General features: G+C 30.1%; 24 protein-coding genes and 4 tRNA genes. 9 read left to right on the top strand and 19 right to left on the bottom strand.

What is annotated here, in order from left to right:
- Window positions 1-23 precede the first annotated feature (23 nt).
- Complete coding sequence (locus FBF20_RS08295) at window positions 24-1007, bottom strand: MnmA/TRMU family protein (RefSeq protein WP_002851386.1); 984 nt, start codon at window positions 1005-1007, stop codon at window positions 24-26.
- A gap of 94 nt (window positions 1008-1101) precedes the next feature.
- Here FBF20_RS08295 and FBF20_RS08290 point away from each other — a divergent pair, with 94 nt between their 5' ends.
- Both FBF20_RS08290 and FBF20_RS08285 read left to right on the top strand, forming a co-directional pair.
- Window positions 1102-1263, top strand: coding sequence for a hypothetical protein (locus FBF20_RS08290; protein WP_002778908.1), 162 nt, complete (start codon window positions 1102-1104; stop codon window positions 1261-1263).
- A gap of 3 nt (window positions 1264-1266) precedes the next feature.
- Window positions 1267-2136, top strand: coding sequence for a hypothetical protein (locus FBF20_RS08285; protein ID WP_002851445.1), 870 nt, complete (start codon window positions 1267-1269; stop codon window positions 2134-2136).
- Window positions 2137-2148: 12 nt separating this feature from the next.
- Here FBF20_RS08285 and FBF20_RS08280 read toward each other — a convergent pair whose 3' ends face one another.
- From FBF20_RS08280 to exbB, 3 genes are read right to left on the bottom strand one after another with little or no spacing between them, the layout of a single operon-like run.
- A complete protein-coding gene (locus tag FBF20_RS08280; RefSeq protein WP_002851568.1) occupies window positions 2149-2832 on the bottom strand; it encodes an energy transducer TonB in 684 nt (227 codons plus the stop codon).
- A complete protein-coding gene (exbD, locus tag FBF20_RS08275) occupies window positions 2829-3218 on the bottom strand; it encodes a TonB system transport protein ExbD (RefSeq protein WP_002851470.1) in 390 nt (129 codons plus the stop codon). The genes FBF20_RS08280 and exbD overlap by 4 nt, the downstream gene beginning before the upstream one ends.
- Window positions 3211-3636, bottom strand: a complete 426-nt coding sequence (gene exbB / locus FBF20_RS08270) for a TonB-system energizer ExbB (RefSeq protein WP_002851166.1) — start codon at window positions 3634-3636, stop codon at window positions 3211-3213. The genes exbD and exbB overlap by 8 nt, the downstream gene beginning before the upstream one ends.
- A 157-nt stretch (window positions 3637-3793) precedes the next feature.
- Here exbB and FBF20_RS08265 point away from each other — a divergent pair, with 157 nt between their 5' ends.
- The 4 genes from FBF20_RS08265 to FBF20_RS08250 all read left to right on the top strand — a co-directional run bounded on the left by FBF20_RS08265 (window position 3794) and on the right by FBF20_RS08250 (window position 7906).
- The gene (locus tag FBF20_RS08265; RefSeq protein ID WP_002890186.1) at window positions 3794-4537 is read left to right on the top strand and encodes a DUF4261 domain-containing protein; all 744 of its coding nucleotides are present in this window, start codon (window positions 3794-3796) and stop codon (window positions 4535-4537) included.
- Window positions 4538-4600: 63 nt separating this feature from the next.
- Window positions 4601-5017 carry a PepSY-like domain-containing protein gene (locus FBF20_RS08260; RefSeq protein ID WP_002843383.1) on the top strand — a complete coding sequence of 139 codons (417 nt, stop codon included), beginning with the start codon at window positions 4601-4603 and terminating at the stop codon, window positions 5015-5017.
- Window positions 5018-5276: 259 nt separating this feature from the next.
- Entirely contained in the window at window positions 5277-6527 is a 1251-nt protein-coding gene (locus tag FBF20_RS08255) for an amino acid transporter (RefSeq protein ID WP_002851351.1), read from the top strand.
- 14 nt (window positions 6528-6541) lie between these two features.
- Window positions 6542-7906: an L-serine ammonia-lyase gene (locus FBF20_RS08250; RefSeq protein ID WP_002851484.1), complete on the top strand. Its 1365-nt coding sequence runs from the start codon at window positions 6542-6544 to the stop codon at window positions 7904-7906.
- A gap of 7 nt (window positions 7907-7913) precedes the next feature.
- Here the strand turns inward: FBF20_RS08250 and FBF20_RS08245 are convergent, their stop codons facing one another.
- The 7 genes from FBF20_RS08245 to FBF20_RS08215 all read right to left on the bottom strand — a co-directional run bounded on the left by FBF20_RS08245 (window position 7914) and on the right by FBF20_RS08215 (window position 10828).
- Entirely contained in the window at window positions 7914-8435 is a 522-nt protein-coding gene (locus FBF20_RS08245; RefSeq protein WP_002851161.1) for a hypothetical protein, read from the bottom strand.
- Entirely contained in the window at window positions 8416-9426 is a 1011-nt protein-coding gene (gene ribD / locus FBF20_RS08240) for a bifunctional diaminohydroxyphosphoribosylaminopyrimidine deaminase/5-amino-6-(5-phosphoribosylamino)uracil reductase RibD (RefSeq protein ID WP_010891948.1), read from the bottom strand. Before ribD ends, FBF20_RS08245 begins: the two co-directional genes overlap by 20 nt.
- Before the next feature lie 204 nt (window positions 9427-9630).
- Window positions 9631-9718 (bottom strand) — tRNA-Ser (locus FBF20_RS08235).
- A 21-nt stretch (window positions 9719-9739) separates the two neighbouring features.
- Window positions 9740-9813 (bottom strand) — tRNA-Cys (locus FBF20_RS08230).
- Window positions 9814-9831: 18 nt separating this feature from the next.
- Window positions 9832-9920: transfer RNA gene (locus FBF20_RS08225), tRNA-Leu, on the bottom strand.
- A gap of 9 nt (window positions 9921-9929) precedes the next feature.
- Window positions 9930-10004: transfer RNA gene (locus FBF20_RS08220), tRNA-Gly, on the bottom strand.
- 71 nt (window positions 10005-10075) lie between these two features.
- Window positions 10076-10828 (bottom strand): hypothetical protein, encoded by a 753-nt coding sequence (locus FBF20_RS08215; protein ID WP_002851224.1) that lies wholly within the window; start codon window positions 10826-10828, stop codon window positions 10076-10078.
- 72 nt (window positions 10829-10900) lie between these two features.
- Between FBF20_RS08215 and mutY the strand changes: the two genes are divergently transcribed.
- Entirely contained in the window at window positions 10901-11920 is a 1020-nt protein-coding gene (mutY, locus tag FBF20_RS08210; RefSeq protein ID WP_168952612.1) for an A/G-specific adenine glycosylase, read from the top strand.
- Here mutY and FBF20_RS08205 read toward each other — a convergent pair.
- Entirely contained in the window at window positions 11906-13165 is a 1260-nt protein-coding gene (locus FBF20_RS08205) for an MFS transporter (RefSeq protein WP_002851199.1), read from the bottom strand. The genes mutY and FBF20_RS08205 overlap by 15 nt on opposite strands.
- 165 nt (window positions 13166-13330) lie before the next feature.
- On the opposite strand from FBF20_RS08205, the gene FBF20_RS08200 reads away from it, so the two are divergent.
- Entirely contained in the window at window positions 13331-14188 is an 858-nt protein-coding gene (locus FBF20_RS08200; protein WP_002851158.1) for a radical SAM/SPASM domain-containing protein, read from the top strand.
- Here the strand turns inward: FBF20_RS08200 and FBF20_RS08195 are convergent.
- Genes FBF20_RS08195 through FBF20_RS08180 form a run of 4 tightly spaced genes read right to left on the bottom strand, consistent with a single transcriptional unit; the run spans window position 14185 to window position 18854 of the window.
- Window positions 14185-14991, bottom strand: a complete 807-nt coding sequence (locus tag FBF20_RS08195; RefSeq protein ID WP_002851399.1) for an ABC transporter substrate-binding protein — start codon at window positions 14989-14991, stop codon at window positions 14185-14187. The genes FBF20_RS08200 and FBF20_RS08195 overlap by 4 nt on opposite strands.
- Window positions 14988-15764, bottom strand: coding sequence for an ABC transporter ATP-binding protein (locus FBF20_RS08190; protein WP_002851136.1), 777 nt, complete (start codon window positions 15762-15764; stop codon window positions 14988-14990). Before FBF20_RS08190 ends, FBF20_RS08195 begins: the two co-directional genes overlap by 4 nt.
- Window positions 15764-16750: an iron ABC transporter permease gene (locus FBF20_RS08185; protein WP_002851460.1), complete on the bottom strand. Its 987-nt coding sequence runs from the start codon at window positions 16748-16750 to the stop codon at window positions 15764-15766. The genes FBF20_RS08190 and FBF20_RS08185 overlap by 1 nt, the downstream gene beginning before the upstream one ends.
- The gene (locus FBF20_RS08180) at window positions 16725-18854 is read right to left on the bottom strand and encodes a TonB-dependent receptor (protein ID WP_002917123.1); all 2130 of its coding nucleotides are present in this window, start codon (window positions 18852-18854) and stop codon (window positions 16725-16727) included. Before FBF20_RS08180 ends, FBF20_RS08185 begins: the two co-directional genes overlap by 26 nt.
- A 193-nt stretch (window positions 18855-19047) precedes the next feature.
- Here FBF20_RS08180 and FBF20_RS08175 point away from each other — a divergent pair, with 193 nt between their 5' ends.
- The gene (locus tag FBF20_RS08175) at window positions 19048-19803 is read left to right on the top strand and encodes a HugZ family heme oxygenase (RefSeq protein ID WP_002851503.1); all 756 of its coding nucleotides are present in this window, start codon (window positions 19048-19050) and stop codon (window positions 19801-19803) included.
- Between the two features lie 13 nt (window positions 19804-19816).
- On the opposite strand, the gene prfA is transcribed toward FBF20_RS08175, so the two are convergent.
- The 3 genes from prfA to FBF20_RS08160 all read right to left on the bottom strand — a co-directional run bounded on the left by prfA (window position 19817) and on the right by FBF20_RS08160 (window position 21745).
- Window positions 19817-20884, bottom strand: coding sequence for a peptide chain release factor 1 (prfA, locus tag FBF20_RS08170; protein WP_002851189.1), 1068 nt, complete (start codon window positions 20882-20884; stop codon window positions 19817-19819).
- An 18-nt stretch (window positions 20885-20902) separates the two neighbouring features.
- Entirely contained in the window at window positions 20903-21166 is a 264-nt protein-coding gene (gene rpsT / locus FBF20_RS08165) for a 30S ribosomal protein S20 (RefSeq protein WP_002851317.1), read from the bottom strand.
- A 78-nt stretch (window positions 21167-21244) separates the two neighbouring features.
- Window positions 21245-21745, bottom strand: a complete 501-nt coding sequence (locus tag FBF20_RS08160; RefSeq protein ID WP_002851418.1) for a phosphatidylglycerophosphatase A — start codon at window positions 21743-21745, stop codon at window positions 21245-21247.

The raw sequence follows: 21745 nt of genomic DNA, 5'->3' as shown, positions 1-21745 counted from the left end.
TGTTTTGCTAAATACTTTATACTTTAACTAATAAAAAATTGATTAATATCAGCCTTATTTTCAAAAGCTATACTTGTATAAGCTTGATTTTTAAATTTAAGTTCATAGCTTTTTCCTACTTCGTGTTTAGTATAGGTAAGGGCTATTTTTAAGGCAAGTTCTAAGTCTTTTTCTGAAATTTTTTCATCTACCAAAGAGTAAGCTCCGATTAAATCCCCAATTTCTATTGCTTCATATTTAGGAGTTTTTAAACCTTTTAAAAGAGTATTTTCAAGTTCATTTCTACCTATGATCATTTTAGCTCCATTGGGTAATCTTAAATGACGACCATATTTTAAAAGTTGTGCGTCATTAACCTGCATATCTTTGTCAAATTCTATGAAATCTCGAATTTTTTTAGCAAAACTATCAAGAGTTAGCAAACAACCTCCACCTGGGCTTTCAAAGTCTTCTAAGCCAAATTTAGCTGCAAGTTCAAGTTGTCTTTTACGACTTCTTCCAATAATACCTTCGAGTTTTTCTCTATCTACCCAACCTTCTCTTTCAGGTTTGGTTAGAGGTAGGTTTTTTGCACACATAGGACGCAAGATTAAATCTTCTTCATCAAGAGCAAGTTTTTTAACCTTTGCCATTGCATCACTTCTTTGACTCATAGGGCGTTGTCCTAAAACTTCTCCTGTGATGATAAAACTTGCATTTTCTTCTTTTAACATAGCAAGAGCAGTTTTAAACATAAAAGCATGACAATCTATACAAGGATTAAAATGTTTGCCATAGCCATATTGTGGATTAAAAAGCACTTCTTGAAGATAGGAATTTCTTACATCTATCATTTCAAAATCTGCACCTACCATTGCCGCACGCTTTTTCATGATTTCGCTTTTATCACTTGTGCTTCCAAAACCTATGTTGATATTTAGAGCTTTAACTTCTATGCCTTGTGCAGTGATGAGTTTCATTGCAAGCATACTATCAAGCCCACCGCTAAAAAGAGCTAATGCTTTCATTGATTCCTTTCTGAGATTATAAAGTTTTTTAAGATTTTGTCGATTATAAAAGGTATAATTTTAACTAAAAAATCTTTAAAATAAGGATTGGAAAATGTTAAAAATAATTTTGGTTTTAAGCATTTTGAGTTCTTTTGCTTTTGCAAATTCTTGTGCTAACTACGAGCAAGAACTTAAAAAGTGTAATTCTTTAAAAAATTCACATGAGAGAAAAATGTGTCGTTTAGGTTTATTTGCAAAATGTAAAAAAGGATAAATAATGAAAATCGATACTTCTGCTAGTTTAACCCATTCTTTAACTAATAATGTTGATAAAAAAGAGCTTAGCGTATTAAAAAAAGAAGATCAAGATAAAATTCCCGTGCAAGATCTTTCGAGTTTAAATAGCGATGGTGTTAAGGTTGTTTTTGAAAATAAGCAAGGTGAACTTATAGCTTTAAATTTAAGCGATGAAAATTATAGTAGTTTACAAAAAAATTTCGGTTCTTATATGAATTATGTTGCTAGAAATGATGGTAGTATAAGGCTTAATGGCGAAGTAAATCAATTTGTTTCAAATTGGTTTGAAAGTGTAAAAGATAATTTTGGTTCTTTAAATTCAAATTTAAATAATAAACAACAAAGTGTAAAATTAAATTTTAATACAAGTACCCTTCAACAAAGTATGCAAAATTTAGGCTTTAAAACAAGTGATGAAAAAATATCTGATGATGCAAATATAGAAGAAAAATTAAATTTTTTTATTGATAAAGATGTAAATAAAGATGGTAAAGTTGATGATAGTGATGTTAAAGAACCTAGCATGAGAGAAATTTTAAGCGACATTAAAGAAGCATCAGGTGGTGGAGCTAATGCTATGAAAACCATAGATCCGCAAAAAATCAATAAAAAAGATGATAAGGAAAATAATATCAAAGAAAAAGAAGACGAAGATTTGCTTCAAAAAGCTCAAGAAAAAGGTTTAAGTGCTTTAAGTGCTGATGAGCAGGCAAAGCTTGAGGCTAGCAATCCTGAAGAATTTGAAAAACTGAAGCAAAAATCTTTGCAAGAATTAAGTCAGAATTTAAGTAAAGATTTTCAAAATAAAATTGAAAATCAAGAAGCACAAATTGTAGATAAGAGAGTGTAGCAAATTATAATTTTATCCTCTTAGGGTTTTAAAATCATATATAATAGGTAGTGTAATTCTTAAATCTCCATTATAGTGTGGAAAATTTAAAGAAGCTTTTCTTATGCTTTCTAAAGCACTTTTATCTAACAAATCATATCCCGAGATTTCTATGATTTTTAAATCTGCTAAAGTTTTGTTTTCTTTCCATAAAAATTCTACTTTTACAGTTCCTTGCATACGCATTTTTTTTGCTTGCCTTGGATAAAATTGTGCTTGTTGTATAGCTTTTTGGATTTCTTTTAATACAGGGTGATTATCTTTTCCTTGTGTTAATTGAGTGATCTTAGGTTTGACATTTGTATCAGTTGTTTTTGCAAAAGTTTTAACTTCTTGAGTTGGTGCTATTGGGGTTTTATTTGGTATTGGGTGTGGAGGTGTTTTTTTTATCTTTTTTTGCATTTTTTCAGGAGTTTTTTTAATAACTTTTGGCTGAGGTTTTGGTTTGATAGGTTCTATAATGGATTCTGTTGGTTTAGTCTCATTTGTTGGATTAGTTTGGGTAAATTGTTTTATTGCTAAAGAAAAAGAATCTTCATTTTTAATTTCCATTTTAAAAAAGTCATTTGAGTGAAAAATGACAAAAAGTAAAGGTATAAAGACTATAAAAGTTATATAAGAAGCTTGGTATTTATGATTTAAAAATAAAGTTTTCATTTGTTTTTCTCAGTAAGAATCTGAAAATTTTCATGTTCTTTGGCTTTTAAAAAATCTATAATTTTTACAAAGCTTTCAAATTTAGCATTTTTATCGCTTTTTAGTTCTACTATGGTTTTTTTATCAAGTGAAAAAATAGCATTTTGAACTTCATTTAAATCAGCTAATTTATCATTTAAATAAAAAGTATTTTTTTCGTCTATGGTTATAAGAAGTTTTTTTTCATTATTGCTTATATTGGTAGCATTTTCACTTGAAGGAAGTGAGATTTGAATTTTTCCATGCGCAATAAAGGTTGAAATACTAAGTACTATAGCAAGCAAAACAAGCATAATGTCTATAAATGGGACTATATTTAAACCTTCATTTTTTGGTAGTTTAAGCATTTTTATTTGCCTTATAAGCATTGCTTAAGAGGGAAACTTTTCTAAGTAAGGCATTATAAGCCATTAAAGCAGGAATAGCAACCAAAAGTCCTAAGGCTGTAGCTTTAAGAGCTAAAGAAAGCCCCACGACTATAGATTTGACATCTATATTGCCCGCCAAGCCCATTTCGTAAAATGTAACCATGATGCCTATTACAGTGCCTAAAAGTCCTATATAAGGGGCATTGGAATAGATGATATATATAGTGGTTAAATTTTCACTAATCGCATCATCAAATTGCTCTTGATTCTCATAATTTTTAAAGTTAATTTTTCTAAAAAATAGCATTCTTTCTACAACACACCAAAAAGCTATAAATGCCATAATTCCTAGAATTAAAAAGATAATTAAATCGATGTAATCTTTTAAAAATTCCATATTTTTCTCCAAAAATATACTTATAAATTTTAAAAGATTATACTGTATAAAAAATAAATTTATAATTAATATCAATTATCATAATTTTTAAGAAATTCTTGTTTATAGTATTTATTTTTATTAGGTTATAATTTATAAAAATTTAATAGGGTTTAACATGACTATAGATTTAAATCACAATTTTACCTCTTTTGTTCTTCTTGATGAAGTTGATTTTAATTTTTCGGAGTTAAAAAGCATTTTAGAAGATAAATTTAATATAAAAATAGCTGATGAAAATTTTACCAAAGAGGGCGTGATTTTTTCATATGAAAATATGTTAGTTACTCTAAATTTGATTAACAATCCTATACCTAATCACGAAGTAGAATACTATGCAAATTTTAATTTTATGTGGAAAGATGCCTTAGAGCAAACTAAAAAACATAAAGCTCATCTTCTTATAGCGGTGCTAAGTCAAGATCAAAGCAAATTAGAACAAGCTAAAATGTTTACGAAAATTGCAGTTTTATGTTTGGATAATAAACATGCTTTAGGTTTTTATACAGGTGCAGTTGTTTTAGAGCCCAGTTTTTATATAGAAAATGCAAAAATGTTAGATGATAATCGCTTGCCGGTATATAATTGGATATATGTTAGTGTTTATCCTAGTGAAAATGGAGTTAATGCTTATACTTATGGGCTTAGAAATTTTGATAAATTAGAACTTGAAGTTTGTGATTTAAACATAGAAGAAAAAGAACTTTTCTTTTGTATTTATGATATTGTTTTGCATATTTTAACTTATGATATTAATCTAAAAGATAAAGATATTTTAAAATTTGAAGATGGAAAAGAAATAAAATTTATAAAAAGTCAAGGTATAAGTGTTGAGAATGAAAGCTTGAAAATTATTTTTTAAGTTTCACATTCACTTCACAGTTTTGAGTTAAACTTTCGCCAACCAAGAAAAAAAGGAGAAATTATGAAAGCAAAACTAACTTTACTTGCTTTGTTGGGTACTACGGTGCTTTTAGCTAAAGATATGGTTGTTCCTGCTAGCGAACTTCCAAATAATGCCAAAGAATTTATTTCTAAAAATTTTAAAACCGCTCAAATTGGTTTGGTGAAAAAAGATATAGATTCTTATGATGTGATTTTAAATGATGGAACTGAAATTGATTTTATGATCAATGGAGAGTGGAAAGAAGTTGATGGAAAATATAAGGCTTTGCCACATACTATCTTACCTAATGTTATGAAAAAAGTGAGTGCAACTCAACCAAATGCTCAAATTCTTGAAGTAGACAAAGAAATTAATGGTTATAAATTTAAGTTTAATAACAATATGGAAGTTTATACAGATATGCAAGGAAATATCCTAGGTCAAAAATTAGATTAATTTTTGAAAATTTAACTCCCTTAGAAAATTTGATGCAAAAATTTGGAAGCATAGTCTTCCAAATTTTTATTTTTTGATTGCAAAACTCAAAATATATTTAGTTTTAAAATAATACTGTATTGATACAAGTGATTGTTTTTTTATAAAATTAAATTTACAAAATGTTACATAAGATTTAAAATATTTTTTTTAAAAAATAATTATTTATAAATATTTTGCTAAAATAAAAGAGATGTAATCTTAAATTTAAGGAAGAATAATGAATACTCCTAAATGGACTAGTCACGATACAAGGTGGGTTTTATCTCTTTTTGGAACAGCTATTGGAGCCGGCGTACTTTTGTTGCCTATTAGTGCTGGGCTTGGTGGATTGATACCTTTGTTAGTTATACTTGTTTTAGCTTTTCCTATGACTTACTTAGCTCATAGAAATTTATGTCGCTTTGTGCTTTCAAGTTCTAATCCAAAAGATGATATTACTTTTGTTGCAGAAAGTTATTTTGGCAAGGGCGGTGGATTTTTAATTACACTTTTGTATTTTTTTGCTATTTTGCCTATTTTATTGGTTTATAGTGCTAATCTTACAACAACTTTGCTTGAGTTCTTAATCAATCAGTTCAATTTCAATGCAGATCTTACTCATGCTGCTCGTTGGTGGGTGAGTTTTTTGATTGTTGGAGTTTTGGTTTTGATTTCTATTCTTGGTGAAAATGTTGTAACAAAAGCAATGAGTTTTCTTGTTTTTCCTTTTATTATATTTTTATTTATTTTTTCATTGCTTTTAATTCCACAATGGAATTTATCGTTATTTGCAAATGTTGATTTTTCCGTAATTTCAACAAGTAATTTTTGGGTTACTTTATGGCTTGTTATTCCTGTGATGGTATTTAGTTTTAATCACTCTCCTATCATTTCTTCACTTGCTTGTTATTGTAAAAAAGAATATGGTGGTTATGCTGAACCTCGCGCTAGAAAAATTATTTCTTTGGCAATTATTCTTATGGTTTTTGTTGTAATGTTTTTTGTTTTTTCTTGTGCTTTAACCTTTACACCAGAAGATTTTGCATCAGCAAAAGATCAAAATATCAATATTCTTACTTTTATAGCAAATAAATTTCCTGAAGTTTCTTTACTAGCTTATGTTGGACCTATTGTTGCACTTGTGGCTATTAGCAAAAGTTTCTTAGGGCATTATCTTGGTTCTCAAGAAGGCTTAAATGGTATTTTATATAAAGCAAGTAATGGTAGAATTCAAGGTAAATTCGCTCAAACTTTAACAGCGATCATTACCTTTGCTATCGCGTGGCTTGTTGCGTATAAAAATCCAAGTGTTATAGGAATTATCGAGGCTATTGGTGGTCCTGTTTTGGCTATTTTGCTTTTCTTAATGCCGCTTTATTGTATTTATCGTTTTGATATTTTGGCAAGGTTTCGTAATAAATTTTTAGATCTTTTTGTTTTGGTAATGGGGATAGTTGCAATTTCTGCTGCAATTCATGATCTTTTATAAATTAAGGATAAAAAATGAGTAATTTAAGCATTTTTAAAATAGGTGTTGGCCCTTCTTCTTCTCATACTTTAGGGCCTATGCTTGCTGGAAATTTATTTTGTAAAAAAGTTGCTAAAAAGCTTGATGAAATTGATAGAGTTGAGGTTACTCTTTATGGTTCTTTGTCGTTAACAGGCAAAGGACACTTGAGTGATAAGGCTGTGATTTGGGGGTTAAATGGCTTAGAAGCTAAAAATTTAAGTGCGGCAATACAAGATGAAGTAAATAAAAATGCTATTGAAAATGCTCAAATTGATTTTTGTGGCGAGAAAAAACTTAGTTTTAATTATGAAAAAGATTTGATATTTTCTAAAGATTTTTTACCTTTACATGAGAATGGTATGAAAATTAAAGCTTATGATTGTAAAGGTGGGTTAGTTGATGAGGAAACTTATTATTCTGTAGGTGGAGGCTTTGTTTTAACAGCTGCGGAATTAGAAAAAAAAGGTAAAAATTCTAACCAAAATAAAAAGAAAAAACTAGATATAGAGCTTAATAACGCTAAAGAAGCTTTAGAGCTTTGCGATAAAAGAGATTGGGATTTGGCAGAGCTTTCTTATCGTTATGAATTGCAATTTCACACTAAAGAGGAAATTTGTGCTTATTGTCTTGAAATTTGGGAAGTGATGCAAGAAGTGTATTATAATGGTACGCACCCGAATGAAGATTATTTGCCTGGAAAACTTCATTTAAAGCGTAGAGCTAAAGGACTTAAAGAAAGAGTAGCGATGACAGCTGATCCTATGGGTATTATCGATTTTATTTCTTTATATGCTATTGCGATTGCTGAAGAAAATGCTAGCGGAGCAAAAGTCGTAACCGCACCAACAAATGGAGCATGTGCTGTTATCCCTGCTGTTATGCTTTATCTTAAAAATCATACTATAGGTTTTAGTGATGAAAAGGTTATAGAGTTTTTATTAACAGCAATGCTTATAGGTTCTTTTTATAAGAAAAATGCAAGTATTAGCGGAGCAGAAGCAGGTTGTCAAGCAGAAATTGGTAGTGCTAGTTCTATGGCAGCTGCGGCTATGGCAACAGTTTTAGGAGCTAATGCTTTTAAAGCATGTAATGCTGCTGAAATGGCAATGGAACATCATCTAGGTCTAACTTGCGATCCAGTTGCAGGACTTGTGCAAATTCCTTGCATAGAAAGAAATGCCTTTGGAGCCATTAAGGCCATAAGTGCTGCTAGAATGGCAATGACACGCAAATCCACTCCTATGGTAAGCCTTGATGAGGTTATAGAAACCATGTATGAAACAGGAAAAGATATGAATTATAAATATAAAGAAACTTCTTTAGGTGGTCTTGCTACAAATTTAAAAACAGTATGCTAAAGTGTTTTTACACTTTAGTGTATTTTTTCATTCTTTGACTTAAAAATTCTTTCATTTCTTCTTTGGAAAAACTTTTAAGAATGCGAATTTGCTTAAAAAGCAAGCCAAGATTGATTACTCCCATCACTAAAAGCAATAAGCAAATCGTTAAAAAAAGAAGATCTATGGCTCCAAATTCATTAATCATAGCCAAACTTGCAAAAAATACACTCGCTAATAACAAAAAAAATAAAAGCAATATTTGTTTTAATTTTGTCTCATTAAAATTATCGCAATTTTGAGTGAAATTTCTAAAAAGTATGATCTTTTTACCCAAATTTGAAACTAAAATTTCATCATTTTCCTTAAATAAGCCTTCTTTTAAACTTTGATAAAAAAAGATTTCATTGTTTAAATTTAAATCATCTTTGTAGCTTGATAGGGTGTAGTCCTTGTAAAAAAAGGATTTTAATTCATTTTTCTTTTCTATTTTAAATAATCTTAAATCATTTCTCGCATAAAAAAATCCACTAAAGTTCATAAATGCCATAAGTATCACTCCCTAAAAAATTCCTGTAAAGTGGCTTGAAATTTAAAGGTATTGTAACATTTTTTTCATCATTTAAACTTGAACTTTGGAAAATCAAAAACATATCTATTTCATCTTTAAAGATTTTGAGAAAATTTTCTCCACCCTCATACATTAAAAATTTAGCTTCACTTGGAATTTGGGTATAAATTTGGCGGTTTGGAACTTTAAATAAAGGGATATTTTTATCAAAATTATCTATATTTTGACGGCTTAAGATACAAAGATTAGGCGCTTTTGCTTTGCAAAGCCTAGCATCTAATATAGGGCAATCTTTTCTTATGGTTTCTCCACCGACTACAAGCAAATCAATCACCGCTCTAATTTCATGTGCATAAGTGCGACTTAGCTCATTGCTTACGATTTTGCCAAAAGGTGAGCCGTTCATAGAAAGGGCTAATTTAAAAAGTTTAAATTGCCCTTTTTGCCATTTTAAAAAAGGTTTTAAAAGTTTTTTTCCTTCTTCTTTAAGTATGTCAAATTCAACCTCTATACCTTGTTTTTTTAAAAATTCAGCCCCACCGCTTGCGATTTTATTTTCATCTTTAACGCTGATGAAAATTTTTTTAAAACCTAGCTCGCTAAAGAGTTTTGCACAAGGAGGTGTTTTTCCTTGATGAGAGCAAGGCTCAAGCGTTACAAAAGCTATGCTATCTTTAAATACACCTTGATGGTTTTTGCAAATAAACTCATGTAAGGCGTTTGCTTCTTTGGGCAATGAAATTTCAGGTCTTAAGCTTTTAAAAGCATGAGCTATGGCATTAAGTTCCGCATGAGCTAATCCAGCTTTTTCATGAGCTTTTATGGCTAAAATTTTTTCATTTTTATCTAAGATTACACAGCCTACAGCCGGATTTGGATAGGTTAAAAACTGATATTTCCAAGCCTCATTTAAAGCTAAATTCATATAAAATTCTTTCATTTGCCTACCTTGTATTTTAAAATTTGACATATTTTTAAAATTTTATATTTTTGTTTTAAGATAACAAATTCTAAATTTCCATTTGTATTTCTTATTTTTAATTATATTAGCCATAGTTTTTCTAAGTTTTTTTAGGATATAACAAAAATAGTAAGACCGAAGTATTATTTTTCATTTGTAGTATCCTTTATAATTTCAGGAATAATATAAGCTTGATAAACTAGAAAGTCTTGGTGGCCGGGAGAAAGGGATTCGAACCCCTGGAGGTGTGACCCTCAACGGTTTTCAAGACCGCCGCTTTCGACCACTCAGCCATCTCCCGATAAAGTAAAGTTTTGCCTTTTGGAGGCGACATCCGGATTCGAACCGGAGATCAAGGCTTTGCAGGCCCATGCCTTACCGCTTGGCTATGTCGCCCTGATAATGTTGAAAAAGTGGTGCCCGAGGCCGGACTTGAACCGGCACGGAAGAAAAATTCCGAGGGATTTTAAGTCCCTTGTGTCTACCAATTCCACCACCCGGGCGGGTGATTATGGAGCGGGAAACGAGATTCGAACTCGCGACCCCAACCTTGGCAAGGTTGTGCTCTACCCCTGAGCTATTCCCGCATAAATTTCTGAAAGAATTGAAGATAAAAGTATAGCAAAATAAACTTAAAAGGAGTTTATTTTGCTATAAGTTATTTGCAAATAAATAAAGCTTTTGCATTTAAAATTTGTTCTTTTTTGCTGATAATTGGAGATGAAAGTTCTATATTGTCAGATTTCGCATTTAGCATTCTAGGTGCGATATTGGTATTGGCATTTACTTGTAAATTTTTCAATACACAAGTTTTATTAAGATCTAAAGAGTAAGTTTTTTCATATTCGTATGATGTTTTTAAAAGCTCTTTGTAGAGATTTTCTTTGTTGTTGTTTAGTGTATCTTTTGAAAATTTTGTTTGTATGGCTGGTGTTGAAACGCTGATGAAATTATTTTTAGCTATGATAGAATTGATGTCATTTAAAAGCTTGTTAAAATCTGCAAGTTGGTTTTCTTTAAATTCACATTCTAAATTCGCATCAAATCTTTGACCTTTTGGAGTTTGTATACCATCTTTATAGGAAAAATTAGGTTCTAAAGAAAAACTTCCTCCGCTACAAAAATTTTCTTTTTTTGAGCGTTCTAAAATTTGATTGAAAGTATTTGTGATTTCAGCTTTTTCACTATTGTCTAATGTAATTTTTGAACTTAAATTTTCATTTGCCCAAAAATTAATATTTGCATATAAAATATCGGGTTTTAGCGTATTGCTTACTTCTATATTTCTTGAAAAATATAAATCATGATTAGAGTCTTTTTTGCCTAAAAATTCTACATTAAAAACTACTCCTGCAACAAAAAGTAATAAACATAAAAAACCTACACCTAAACCTTTAAAAAAAGCTAACATGGATATCCTTAATAATTTAATTTGAGCTAATTTTAGCAAAAAATTTTAAAATTTTTTGTTATACTCTCATTTATGCAAAAAAAAGAGCTTGAAAAACTACAAGAAAATTTACTTCTTTGGTATGAAAAAAATGGACGCAAAACTTTGCCTTGGCGTAATTTACAAAGTCAAAATTGTGATGAAAGTTTAAAGCATATTGATAGAGCTTATGGGGTTTATATCAGCGAAATTATGCTTCAGCAAACTCAAGTTAAATCAGTTTTAGAAAGGTTTTATTTCCCCTTTTTGCAAAAATTTCCTACTTTAGAAAGTTTGGCTAATGCTAATGAAGACGAGCTTTTAAAGGCTTGGCAAGGACTTGGTTATTACACTCGTGCTAGAAATTTAAAAAAGGCAGCCTTAGAATGCGTGGATAAGTTTGGGGCTAAATTACCCAAAGATGTTGAGGATCTAAAAAAATTAAGTGGTATAGGAGCTTATACAGCAGGCGCTATAGCTTGTTTTGGCTACGATCAAAAGGTTTCTTTTGTTGATGGCAATATACGCCGTGTGCTTTCTCGTCTTTTTGCTTTGGAAAATCCTAGCATGAAAGAACTTGAAAAAAGAGCTAAAGAGCTTTTAAATTTAAATCATGCCTTTGATCACAACCAAGCTTTGCTTGATATAGGGGCTTTGGTTTGTGTGGGTAAAAATGCAAAGTGTAGGATTTGTCCTTTGTATGATTTTTGTCAAGGCAAATTTCATACAGAGCTTTATCTAAGAGCTAAAAAAATACTTTATGAGAGTTTAAATTTAAATCTTTTTTTGTTTGAATTTAATAAAAAATTTGCGATACAGAAAAGCCAAGATAAGCTTTATAAGGGTATGTATAATTTTCCTTTTTTTAAAGAAGGAGAGTATAAACTTTCTAAAGATATGGGTTTTGTAGGGGAGTTTAAGCACAGCTATACTAAGTATAAACTTAATATCAAGGTTTATCATCAAATTCTAAACAATGAAAATAAAAATTATGAATTTAAAACCTTAAAAGAGTTAGAAAGTACCGCACTTTCGGCACTTTCTTTAAAAGCGTTAAAATTAATTAAGCTCTGATTTTTTAGGCAAACATAAAGTAGCTATAAGCATGATGATTGTAAAAATAGCTATATATATAAAAAAGCCATTTTCTATACCTGCATTTTTAAATTGTAAAGCAACCCAAGGAGCAGATCCTCCAAAAACAGCATTTGAAATAGCATAACCTAAACCTGTCCCTAAAGCTCTTACATGTTCAGGAAAAAGTTTTGCTTTAAAAATCCCAGCAACTGAAGTATAAAAACTTAAAATAACAAACAATAATACCACCAACATAAATGTCAAAGAAGGATTATTTTGTGCGTTATTGGCTATAAGTGAAAAAATAGGATAAATTCCTACCAATGCCAAAATACAAAATACAATTAAAGATCGTTTGTGACCTATTTTATCTCCTATATATCCAAAAAGAGGTTGAATGATCATTAGTATAAATAAAGCACCTAAGAAAAGATTATTAACAAGCATTTTATCCATACCCGTATTTTCCATAAAAGTTTTAGTATAAGTTGTAATGGTGTAAAAAGCTAAAGAACCTCCAGAGGTAACCCCAAGTACCATTAAAAAAGGTTTCCAAGATTTGCATAATGCCTTTAAAGTACCACGATCTTCATGCTGGTGAAGTTTTGTAGCACTTTCATTCATCATTTTTCTTACAAAAAGCGAGCCTAGTGCTAAAATTCCGCCTATTACAAAAAGTATTCTCCAAGCATAATCTTTCATATCATCAATGCTAAAAAATAAAAACATTATACTAATGCTTGCAACGGCCAAAAGTTGACCACCTATTAGGGTTACATACTGAAAAGATGAGTAAAAACCGCGTTTTCCTTCCGTAGCAAGTTCTGAAAGATAAGTAGCTGCTATGCCATACTCCCCGCCTACACTAAGACCTTGAATAAGTCTTGCTATTAAAAGCAAGATAATAGCAAGATCGCCCACTGTATCTTTGCTTGGTAAGGCTGCTATCATAAAAGAGCCTAAAGCCATTAAAACCACTGATATAACCATAGATTTTTTACGACCTACTTTATCAGCTAAAGAGCCAAAAAGCCAAGAGCCTATAGGACGCATAAAAAATCCTGCTGCAAAAACCCCAAAGGCATTGATTTGCTGGATAACAGGATTATCTGAAGTTGAAAAAGTATGAGCAAAATAAGTTGCTGTAAAAGCATAGATATAAAAATCAAACCACTCTACTAAATTTCCGCTACTTGCAGCAATAATAGAGCGAATTTTTTTCGTGCGAGTAAGCTCTTGCATAAACCCTTCCTTAATTTTAGATTTTTATTTAAGTATAGTGTGATTTTTGTTTAATATATTTAAAAATAAAGAAGAGAAATAAAAAAGATAAAAATATCGATAAAAATGTTACATATTTTAATAAATTTCATAAATTTTGGTAAAATGTTTACTCTAGGAAATATAATGAAATTTAAAAAAATATATATAGAATTAAGCGATATTTGTGGTTTAAAATGTGATTTTTGTCCTTCTCAAAAAGGAATTCGCGGGGTAATGAGTGAAGAAAAATTTCAAAACTTAGCTTATGAAATTTCTAATAAAGCTGAGCTTTTTACCTTTCATCTTTTGGGTGATCCTTTGCTTTTACCTAATTTGGAAAATTATCTAAAAATCGCAAAAGATGAAGCTATGAAACTTGAAATCACTACAAGTGGCTTTTATCTAAATTCTAAAAATCAAGCTTTATTGTTAGGGTATGAGAATATCCATCAAATCAATATTTCTTTAATGTCTTTTTTAAGTCAAAGCAAAATTTCTTTAGAACAGTATTTTAAGCCTATTTTAGAACTTTGCAAAAAGCATTTAGAGCAAAAAAGCCTTTCTTTTATCAATCTAAGACTTTGGAATTTAGATGCTAATTTTAAAGCACCTAAGTCAAATTTAAAAATTTATGAGTTTTTAGCCAAAGAATTTGAAGCTAAGATCGATGCAAACTTAAGTAAAAATCGCTTGCAAAGACATATTTTGCTTCATCAAAATAAACTTTTTAAATGGCCAAATTTAAAAGATGAACCCCTTTATAAAAAAGGAAAATGTCATGCTTTAAAAGAGCAAATTGGGATTTTAAGTGATGGAAGTTTGGTGCCTTGCTGTTTGGATACTAAAGCAGATATTAACTTGGGAAATGTTTTTGAAAATAACTTTGATAAGCTTTTTAGATCACCGCGTATAAAGATGATGAAAAAAGCTTTTGAAGAAGATAAACGCATAGAAAAACTTTGTCAAACTTGCGAATTTTTTAAAGCAAGATTGGGTGATTAAAAATTGTTATTTTCTAGCTTTGTTTTAAATTCTTGAATTCTATCTATTATCTTAGGACTAAGACGTAATAATATAGGTGTATCTTTGTTAAAATAAATACTTCCTGTTTTAACTGCTTTGGTATTTTTCAATAAAGCATTTGTATCTAAAAGATTGTTTTTAGCATTAATTCCAAGAATGAGTATGTCTGGATTTTGTTTCAGTATGTATTCTGCTGATATAACAGGTCTTGAAATTTGACTTTGCGGGCTTAAATTTTTAATCCCTATAAGTCTTAAAATATCAGCTATTAAAGAATTATCATTAAAGGCCATTAAAGGGTTGCTAGAATAAAGATAAATCGCACTTTTATTTAGGGGTTTATCGCTTAATTTTTTAAATTTTTGGTTAAATTCTTGTTTTAAAAGCTCTGCTTCTTTTTCTTTTTTGGTGATTTGGCCTAAGGTTGTGATATTTTTTGTTATATCTTCTAAACGCTCGGCTTTTAAATTGATACTTTTGATACCAAAATTTTTAAGTCCTTCTTCTAAATTTAAAGAATAAGAGCTTAAAATCACCAAACTTGGTTTTAATGCTACTATTTTTTCAAGCGAAGGATTTGAAAAAGTGCCTACGCTTGTAAGTTTTGAGGTTTGATCTTTAGGATAAATATTTGAGTGTTGTAAAGTAGCAATGCCTACGATTTGATCTTCAGCCTTAAGCATAAAAAGGGTTTCTATGCTTGCAGGATCAAGCACTACAAGGCGTTCTTTTGCATTTAGTGCGATTAAAAACAAACTCATAATAATTAAAATTTTTTTCATTTTTTCTCCTTTAAAGCTAAAATATAAGGTTTAGAATTTTTATAAATAATCTCGCAGTTTAAATCATAAATTTCTTTTAAAATTTCTTGAGTAAAAAGCTCTTTGCTCGTTCCAAAATACTTTATCTCCCCTTCTTTTAAAAAAAGGATTTTATCGCAGAATATAGAAGCTAAATTTAAATCATGCAAGATAGCAACAACGGCTATATTTTTTTCTTTAACTAGTTTTTCGCAAAGGTTTAAAAGCTCTATAGCATAGTTTAAATCAAGGGCTGAAGTGGGTTCATCTAAAAAAAGAATTTTTGGCTTTTTAAGCAAAGCTCTTGCTAAAAGCATTCTTTGAAATTCACCTCCGCTTAAAGAAAGTATGCTTCTTTCTAGAAAATTTTCAAGTCTTAAATCCTTAGCAAATTCTTTAATTTCTAAAATATCTTCTTTAGAATAAGAACTAAAAGCGTGTTTTAAATTCGGATATTTACTCATTAAAAGCACATCGATGACTTTTAAAGGGGTGTTTAATTCTGATTTTTGAGGCACAAAGCCACAAATTTTGGCAAATTCTTTAAGAGAAAAATCCTTGATATTTGTGTTAAAAAGACTTATCACTCCTTTATTTGGACTTAAATTTTTAAGTATAAGTTTTAAAAGAGTGCTTTTGCCTGAGCCATTTGGCCCTAAAATTCCTATAAAAGCTTGGTTTTTAAGTTCTAAATGAATATTTTTTAGTAAATCTTTTTGGTGATAAGCAAAGCTTAAATTATGTATTTTTAGCATTATAAAAATCTCCTAGCGCTTAAAGCTAAGTATAAAAAAATAGGAGCTCCAAAAAATGCAGTTAAAATTCCAATCGGAATTTGCACAGGAGCTAAAAGAGTTCTTGCTAAAGTATCACAAATAAGTAAAAATAATCCTCCAAATGCTGTACATAAAGGGATAACTAAGGCATTATTATAATTTTTAAGCAAAAGTCTTATAGTATGAGGAATGATGAGTCCAACAAAGCCTATAAGTCCGCTAAAAGCAACCGCAAAAGATACAGCTAAGGATGAGACAATGAGTAAATTTATCTTTAATTTTTGAGCATTTACCCCTAGATTTCTAGCTTCATCATCTCCGCTTAAAAGTATGTTTAATTCGTTTTTATGAGCGTAAAAATAAAACAAACAAAAAATTAAAGGCAAGATTAAAATTCCCACACGAAACCAAGAAGCATTGCCTATATTTCCCATAAGCCAAGCGACTATTTTAAAAGAATCCTCGCCTATAAGATAAGTGAAAAAAGAAGTAAAAGCCCCTAAAAAAGATGAAGCTGCTATGCCGATAATGAGTAAAGTTGCTATAGAAGCTTTAGAAGAAATTTTAAAAACTCCTAGGGCAAAAAAGGCAGAGCAAACAAAACCTAAAATTCCATAATAATAATCATTCAATTTTAACAAATACGCCAAAACCGCTCCAAAGGTTGCCGCAGAAGCTATACCTATGATATAAGGATCAGCTATAGGATTTGAAAATACATTTTGAGTGATAGCCCCACTACTAGCTAAAAGCATACCGATTAAAATCGCCATTATAATCCGTGGTAAGCGTCCATCTATGATTATTTGTCTTAAAATTTCATCTTGGCTAAAGATATATGAAAAAAGCTCTTTTGGATTTAAATTCTCATCTCCTAAGCAAAGTGCTGTAAAAGAAGCGATTATATAAGCTACCAAAAGCCCTATAATCACTAAAATTTTAGAATGCGTATTTAAATTCAACATAGTAGTTTCTGCCATTTCCAACTAGGTATTGATCATTTATACTGTCTTGATAGGTGTAGTATCTTTTATCGAAAAGATTGCGAATTCCTGCTAAAATTTGTAGTTTTTTATAATTATATTTCATGCCAATATCTGTTAAAAAATAATCCCTTATCCAAGAATTTTTAGACATTTTTCCTGTATTTTCATCTATAGTTCCACCATCTTTTGCTCTAGAAAAATAGGTTAAATCAATAAAATTTGAGAAATTTTTATTCCAAGCGTATTCAAGCCCAGCTGTGGCTTTGATTTTTGAAACATAAGGAATTCTCATGCCGTCATTAACACCTTTAGAAATTTTAGCATCAAGATAAGTTAGACTTTCTCTAAAGATTAAATCATCATCTAAAAAATTTTGACTCAGGCTTAATTCTACTCCTAAACGGCGAGTTTGATCTATATTATAATATTTCCACCAAGATCCACTAGTAGAATGAGGGTTTCCAAGATAAGAAATTTCATCTTTGCTTAGGGTGTAAAATAAAGTTAGATTAAAGCCGTAAAAATCCCACCAAAAATCATCAATACCTAGTTCAAAGGTATCAAAGATCTCAGGATTTAAATTTGCAGAATAATACTTTTGTGAATTTTTATCCTTGTTGACAAATTGTGCTGGACTTGGAGAGACAAAACCTCTTTCGTATTTGATATAAAGCTTTCCTGTGTCTGAGTATTTAAAATTTGGAGTGATTTCAAAAGCAAAATTATTGGCGTTTTTATTGGTATCAAAAAGTGTTGTTGAGTCTATGATAGTAGGTGATGGGGGTCTTCCGTTCATACTCATTTCATTTCTATAAGATCTATCGGTATTATAAGAGCTAAATTCATATCTAGCTCCACCGGATAAAGTAAAAAATTCATTAAAATTATGAGAATCAAGAGCAAAAATAGAATGGCTTTGTTTAGTCATATCTATTAAAGTTGTCATCCTGTGATAATTTATGACACTTGGAACGCTATAATACACCAAACTCTTTCTTTTTGCATCATGGTTTGCAAATTCATAACCAAAAATAAAATAAGAATTATTTGCATAATTTAGTTTGTTTTTTAAACTTATCCCTGTAAGCGTGTCTTCAAAACCACTTCCATTTTGATATACAGGAAGACTCATATTCATGTAGCTCATTGTAGAAACATCTTTTAGATAATTGATCTTTTGATTTTGCCAAAAAGCTTCTAGGTTAAATTCCCATATATCATCAAAATAGTAATGATAATCCAAAGAAATTTCAGGGCGATTGATTTGTGTGATATTATCACTCTTACCTTTTTGGGTTGGATCGCTTTGAGCTTGTGCTTTTGTTAGATAGCCACTGCTGGTATTTTTGCTTTTAAAATAATTATAACCCAAAGTTAAATCGCTATTATCATTGATATCAATATAGGTTTTTGTGTTGATAAAATAACCTTTTTCATTATAACCTTCTTGATATCCATCAAGGTTAAAACTTTGTATATCAAAGCTAAAAGCTAAATTTTCATTTATTTGTTTGGCACCATTGATACCTAAATTTCCACCTAGTCCACCATGATCATAAGCACTGCTTTTTAAATTTATAGCAAAAGCATCTGATTTTTGTTTTTTTGTAATGATATTAATCACGCCACCTATAGTACCACTTCCATAAAGCACAGATCCACCCCCAGGTATGATTTCTATGCGTTCTACATTATCTAAATTGATACTATCTAGTGGGGTTACACCATGGGAATTATCAAGAACATTAATAGCATGCCCATCAATCATAACTTTTACAGCTATATTGGATTTATTTCCTTGTCCACGCATATCTATATTGCGTCCAAGTCCAAAATTTACAAAACTAATGCTCGAAATTCTTTCTAAGGCTTGTTCTAAAGAAACATAACCTTTATTTTGTAGATCTTTGCCTTCTATGCTGATTACATTGCGTAAATTTGAATCCGCATCTTGTTCAAAACCTGTTGTACTAACAACAACTTTTTGTAGATTGATAGCTTTATTTGATTCTTGTGCATTTAAATTAGTTATTAGCAATAATGCAAATAAAGATAATTTAAAAGCTTTTTTATTTGGGTGCAAATTTTACTCCTTAAATAAAATAAATAATGATAATTTATATCATAATAATTTAGAAATAAATTTATCCTTTATTAACTTAATCTAGTATAAATTTTTGTTAAAATAGATAATTTATATATTTTAAGTGCTTTTTAATTTGATAATTGATACCATTTTTTTTAATATTTTATTTTAAAATCAAGAAAGGATAAAAATGAATTTTGAAAGCATTATTTCTCATATGAATGATCATCATAAATCAAATTTAGTCGATCTTTGTAAAAAATTTGGTGGTATTGAGCAAGTACAAGATGTTTTTCTAAAAAGTGTTGATTTTAATGGCTTAGATCTTGTTTACAATGATAAAGAAAATTTACGAGTGGAATTTCCTAAAAAAGCCGATGAAAACACGATTAAAGATGCTATAATATCCCTTTGCATGAGTGCAAAGAGCGAGCAAAATTTTAGTGGTGTAGAAAAAGAATTAAATGAATTTATGCTAAGTTTTAATTCTGTAGCTTTGGCAACTTTAAATGCAAATGGAGAAGTTGTTTGCTCGTATGCACCTTTTGTAAGCACACAATGGGGAAATTATATTTATATAAGTGAAGTAAGTGAACATTTTAACAACATCAAAGTAAATCCAAACAATATAGAAATAATGTTTTTAGAGGATGAGAGTAAAGCTGTTTCTGTTATACTTCGTAAAAGATTGCGCTATAGAGTAAATGCAAGCTTTTTAGAGAGAGGTGAAAGATTTGATCAAATTTATGATGAGTTTGAAAAACAAACCGGAGGAGAAGGAGGCATTAAAACTATACGCAAGATGCTTGATTTTCATCTAGTAAAGCTTGAATTTAAAAAAGGACGCTTTGTAAAAGGTTTTGGTCAAGCTTATGATATAGAAAATGGAAATGTTGCACATGTAGGTGCTAGTGGAAATCCACATAAATTCCTACATAAGCATTAATTTATATAAAATCTTATAAATTTTGTTCTTGTAAAGCTTGGGCTTGATGATGAGTGATTAAAGGTTCTATGATTTCATCAAAAAGCCCATCTTGCATAATGGCATCTAAGCGATATAAAGTAAGATTTATTCTATGATCGCTGATACGATTTTGTGGAAAATTGTAAGTGCGAATGCGTTCGCTTCTATCTCCGCTTCCTACTTGTGATTTTCTTGCTTCACTTTCTTTTGCTAGTCTTTCACTCTCTTGCATTTCATAAAGCCTTGCTTTTAGGACTTTCATCGCACTTTCTTTATTTTTGTGTTGGCTTTTTCCATCTTGATTGACTACAACTATACCTGTAGGGATATGAGTGATACGAACAGCTGAATCAGTAGTATTTACACTTTGTCCACCATGTCCTGAAGATCGCATAACATCAACTTTAAGATCGTTTGGATTGATTTCGATTTCTATATCATCAACTTCTGGCATTACTGCCACGGTGATAGCAGAAGTATGCACGCGTCCTTGGGATTCTGTTTGAGGAACTCTTTGAACACGGTGCGTTCCACCTTCATATTTAAGTCTTGAATAAGCCCCTGTTCCTTTAACAAGCATGATGATTTCTTTAAATCCACCTACGCTTCCTTCACTAGAGCTTACAATCTCAAGTTTATAGCCGCGATTTTCAGCATATCTTGCATAAGCTTTTACAAGATCTCCCACAAATAAAGATGCCTCATCGCCACCTGTGCCTGCACGAATTTCAAGAAAAATATTTCTTTCATCATTGGGATCTTTAGGAAGAAGTAAAATTTTAATCTCTTCTTCAAGTTTCGGTTTTAATTCTTCTAAAGTTTTTAGTTCTTCTTTTGCAAGTTCCCCAAGTTCTGGATCGTTTAGCAAAGCTTTATTTTCTTCTATATTGTCTAAAGTTTTTAAATACTCTTTAGCTTTTAAAACGATAGGTTCTAAATTTTTTTGTTCTTTAGAGAGTGTAGTCATTTTACTGATATCGTTGAGTATATCAGAACTGCTAAGAAGAGAATTTAACTCTTCAAAGCGTTTAAAAAAAGGATCTAGTTTGCTAGCTAACATTAAAAACTATATAGAAAATTATGCGATTTTATTTACTAAAAGGGCTAAGCGGCTTACACGGCGAGAAGCAGTTTGTTTTTTAATGAAACCGCGACTTACCATAGCATGAATGCTTTTATTAGCTACTTTTAAAGCTTCATTAGCAGCATTTTTATTTCCATTTGCTGCAGCTTCTCTTACGGCTTTAGTTATATTTTTAAGTCTTGTTCTATAGAATCTATTTCTTTCTGTTTTTTTAATAGTTTGTCTTGCTCTTTTTTCAGCAGATTTATGGTTTGCCATTTATATTTTCCTTTTTTGAAATTAAAGACTAAATTATATAAGAATAAAATTTAAAATTTAATTAATTTAAGCAAAATTTCAAAATAAATCTTTTAAATTTATATCCCAAAAAACTAAATTAAATTTAAGTAAAAATCCATAAATTACCGCACTTAAAAGTCCAGCAAACAATCCTGCTAACATATCATCAAGCATTACACCTAGTCCGCCTTTGACTTTTTTATCTATCTTACCAATAATAGAAGGTTTTGTAATGTCAAAGAGTCTGAATAAAACAAAAGCCAAAATAAAATTGACTATCGAGTTTTCAACACTTGCTGCAATAGCACAAGCAAGAAAAACTCCAGCAACCTCATCGATAACTATGTGTTTGTCATCGTGAATTCCTGTTTTTTTTTCATAATCATCTATAACACGAATACTTGCAACAAAAATTAAAATGCTTAGTAAAAACAAAGTATTAATCCCGAGATATTTAAGTATAAAAAAAGCAGGTATTAAAGCAGCGATAGTACCAAAAGTCCCACTTGCCTTTTTTACAGAACCTGAATAAAAAAAAGTTAAAAATAATTTTTGCAT

It is taken from the genome of Campylobacter sp. CFSAN093259, assembly GCF_012889985.1.
In the GTDB taxonomy this organism is placed as follows: Bacteria; Campylobacterota; Campylobacteria; order Campylobacterales; family Campylobacteraceae; genus Campylobacter_D; species Campylobacter_D jejuni.
Note: the sequence above shows the minus strand (reverse complement) of the source record. Positions and strands in the feature narration are given on the sequence as shown.

Excerpts from the sequence above, each read along its gene's own strand:
- FBF20_RS08175 (WP_002851503.1), top strand. The coding sequence starts at position 19,048 with ATGAATTTTGAAAGCATTATTTCTCATATGAATGATCATCATAAATCA.
- prfA (WP_002851189.1), bottom strand. The coding sequence starts at position 20,884 with ATGTTAGCTAGCAAACTAGATCCTTTTTTTAAACGCTTTGAAGAGTTA.
- FBF20_RS08245 (WP_002851161.1), bottom strand. The coding sequence starts at position 8,435 with ATGGCATTTATGAACTTTAGTGGATTTTTTTATGCGAGAAATGATTTA.
- FBF20_RS08185 (WP_002851460.1), bottom strand. The coding sequence starts at position 16,750 with ATGTTGAATTTAAATACGCATTCTAAAATTTTAGTGATTATAGGGCTT.
- FBF20_RS08260 (WP_002843383.1), top strand. The coding sequence starts at position 4,601 with ATGAAAGCAAAACTAACTTTACTTGCTTTGTTGGGTACTACGGTGCTT.
- FBF20_RS08205 (WP_002851199.1), bottom strand. The coding sequence starts at position 13,165 with ATGCAAGAGCTTACTCGCACGAAAAAAATTCGCTCTATTATTGCTGCA.
- FBF20_RS08265 (WP_002890186.1), top strand. The coding sequence starts at position 3,794 with ATGACTATAGATTTAAATCACAATTTTACCTCTTTTGTTCTTCTTGAT.
- rpsT (WP_002851317.1), bottom strand. The coding sequence starts at position 21,166 with ATGGCAAACCATAAATCTGCTGAAAAAAGAGCAAGACAAACTATTAAA.
- mutY (WP_168952612.1), top strand. The coding sequence starts at position 10,901 with ATGCAAAAAAAAGAGCTTGAAAAACTACAAGAAAATTTACTTCTTTGG.
- FBF20_RS08215 (WP_002851224.1), bottom strand. The coding sequence starts at position 10,828 with ATGTTAGCTTTTTTTAAAGGTTTAGGTGTAGGTTTTTTATGTTTATTA.
- ribD (WP_010891948.1), bottom strand. The coding sequence starts at position 9,426 with ATGTCAAATTTTAAAATACAAGGTAGGCAAATGAAAGAATTTTATATG.
- FBF20_RS08280 (WP_002851568.1), bottom strand. The coding sequence starts at position 2,832 with ATGAAAACTTTATTTTTAAATCATAAATACCAAGCTTCTTATATAACT.
- exbD (WP_002851470.1), bottom strand. The coding sequence starts at position 3,218 with ATGCTTAAACTACCAAAAAATGAAGGTTTAAATATAGTCCCATTTATA.
- FBF20_RS08295 (WP_002851386.1), bottom strand. The coding sequence starts at position 1,007 with ATGAAAGCATTAGCTCTTTTTAGCGGTGGGCTTGATAGTATGCTTGCA.
- FBF20_RS08255 (WP_002851351.1), top strand. The coding sequence starts at position 5,277 with ATGAATACTCCTAAATGGACTAGTCACGATACAAGGTGGGTTTTATCT.
- FBF20_RS08285 (WP_002851445.1), top strand. The coding sequence starts at position 1,267 with ATGAAAATCGATACTTCTGCTAGTTTAACCCATTCTTTAACTAATAAT.
- FBF20_RS08290 (WP_002778908.1), top strand. The coding sequence starts at position 1,102 with ATGTTAAAAATAATTTTGGTTTTAAGCATTTTGAGTTCTTTTGCTTTT.
- FBF20_RS08250 (WP_002851484.1), top strand. The coding sequence starts at position 6,542 with ATGAGTAATTTAAGCATTTTTAAAATAGGTGTTGGCCCTTCTTCTTCT.
- FBF20_RS08200 (WP_002851158.1), top strand. The coding sequence starts at position 13,331 with ATGAAATTTAAAAAAATATATATAGAATTAAGCGATATTTGTGGTTTA.
- FBF20_RS08190 (WP_002851136.1), bottom strand. The coding sequence starts at position 15,764 with ATGCTAAAAATACATAATTTAAGCTTTGCTTATCACCAAAAAGATTTA.
- FBF20_RS08195 (WP_002851399.1), bottom strand. The coding sequence starts at position 14,991 with ATGAAAAAAATTTTAATTATTATGAGTTTGTTTTTAATCGCACTAAAT.
- FBF20_RS08160 (WP_002851418.1), bottom strand. The coding sequence starts at position 21,745 with ATGCAAAAATTATTTTTAACTTTTTTTTATTCAGGTTCTGTAAAAAAG.
- exbB (WP_002851166.1), bottom strand. The coding sequence starts at position 3,636 with ATGGAATTTTTAAAAGATTACATCGATTTAATTATCTTTTTAATTCTA.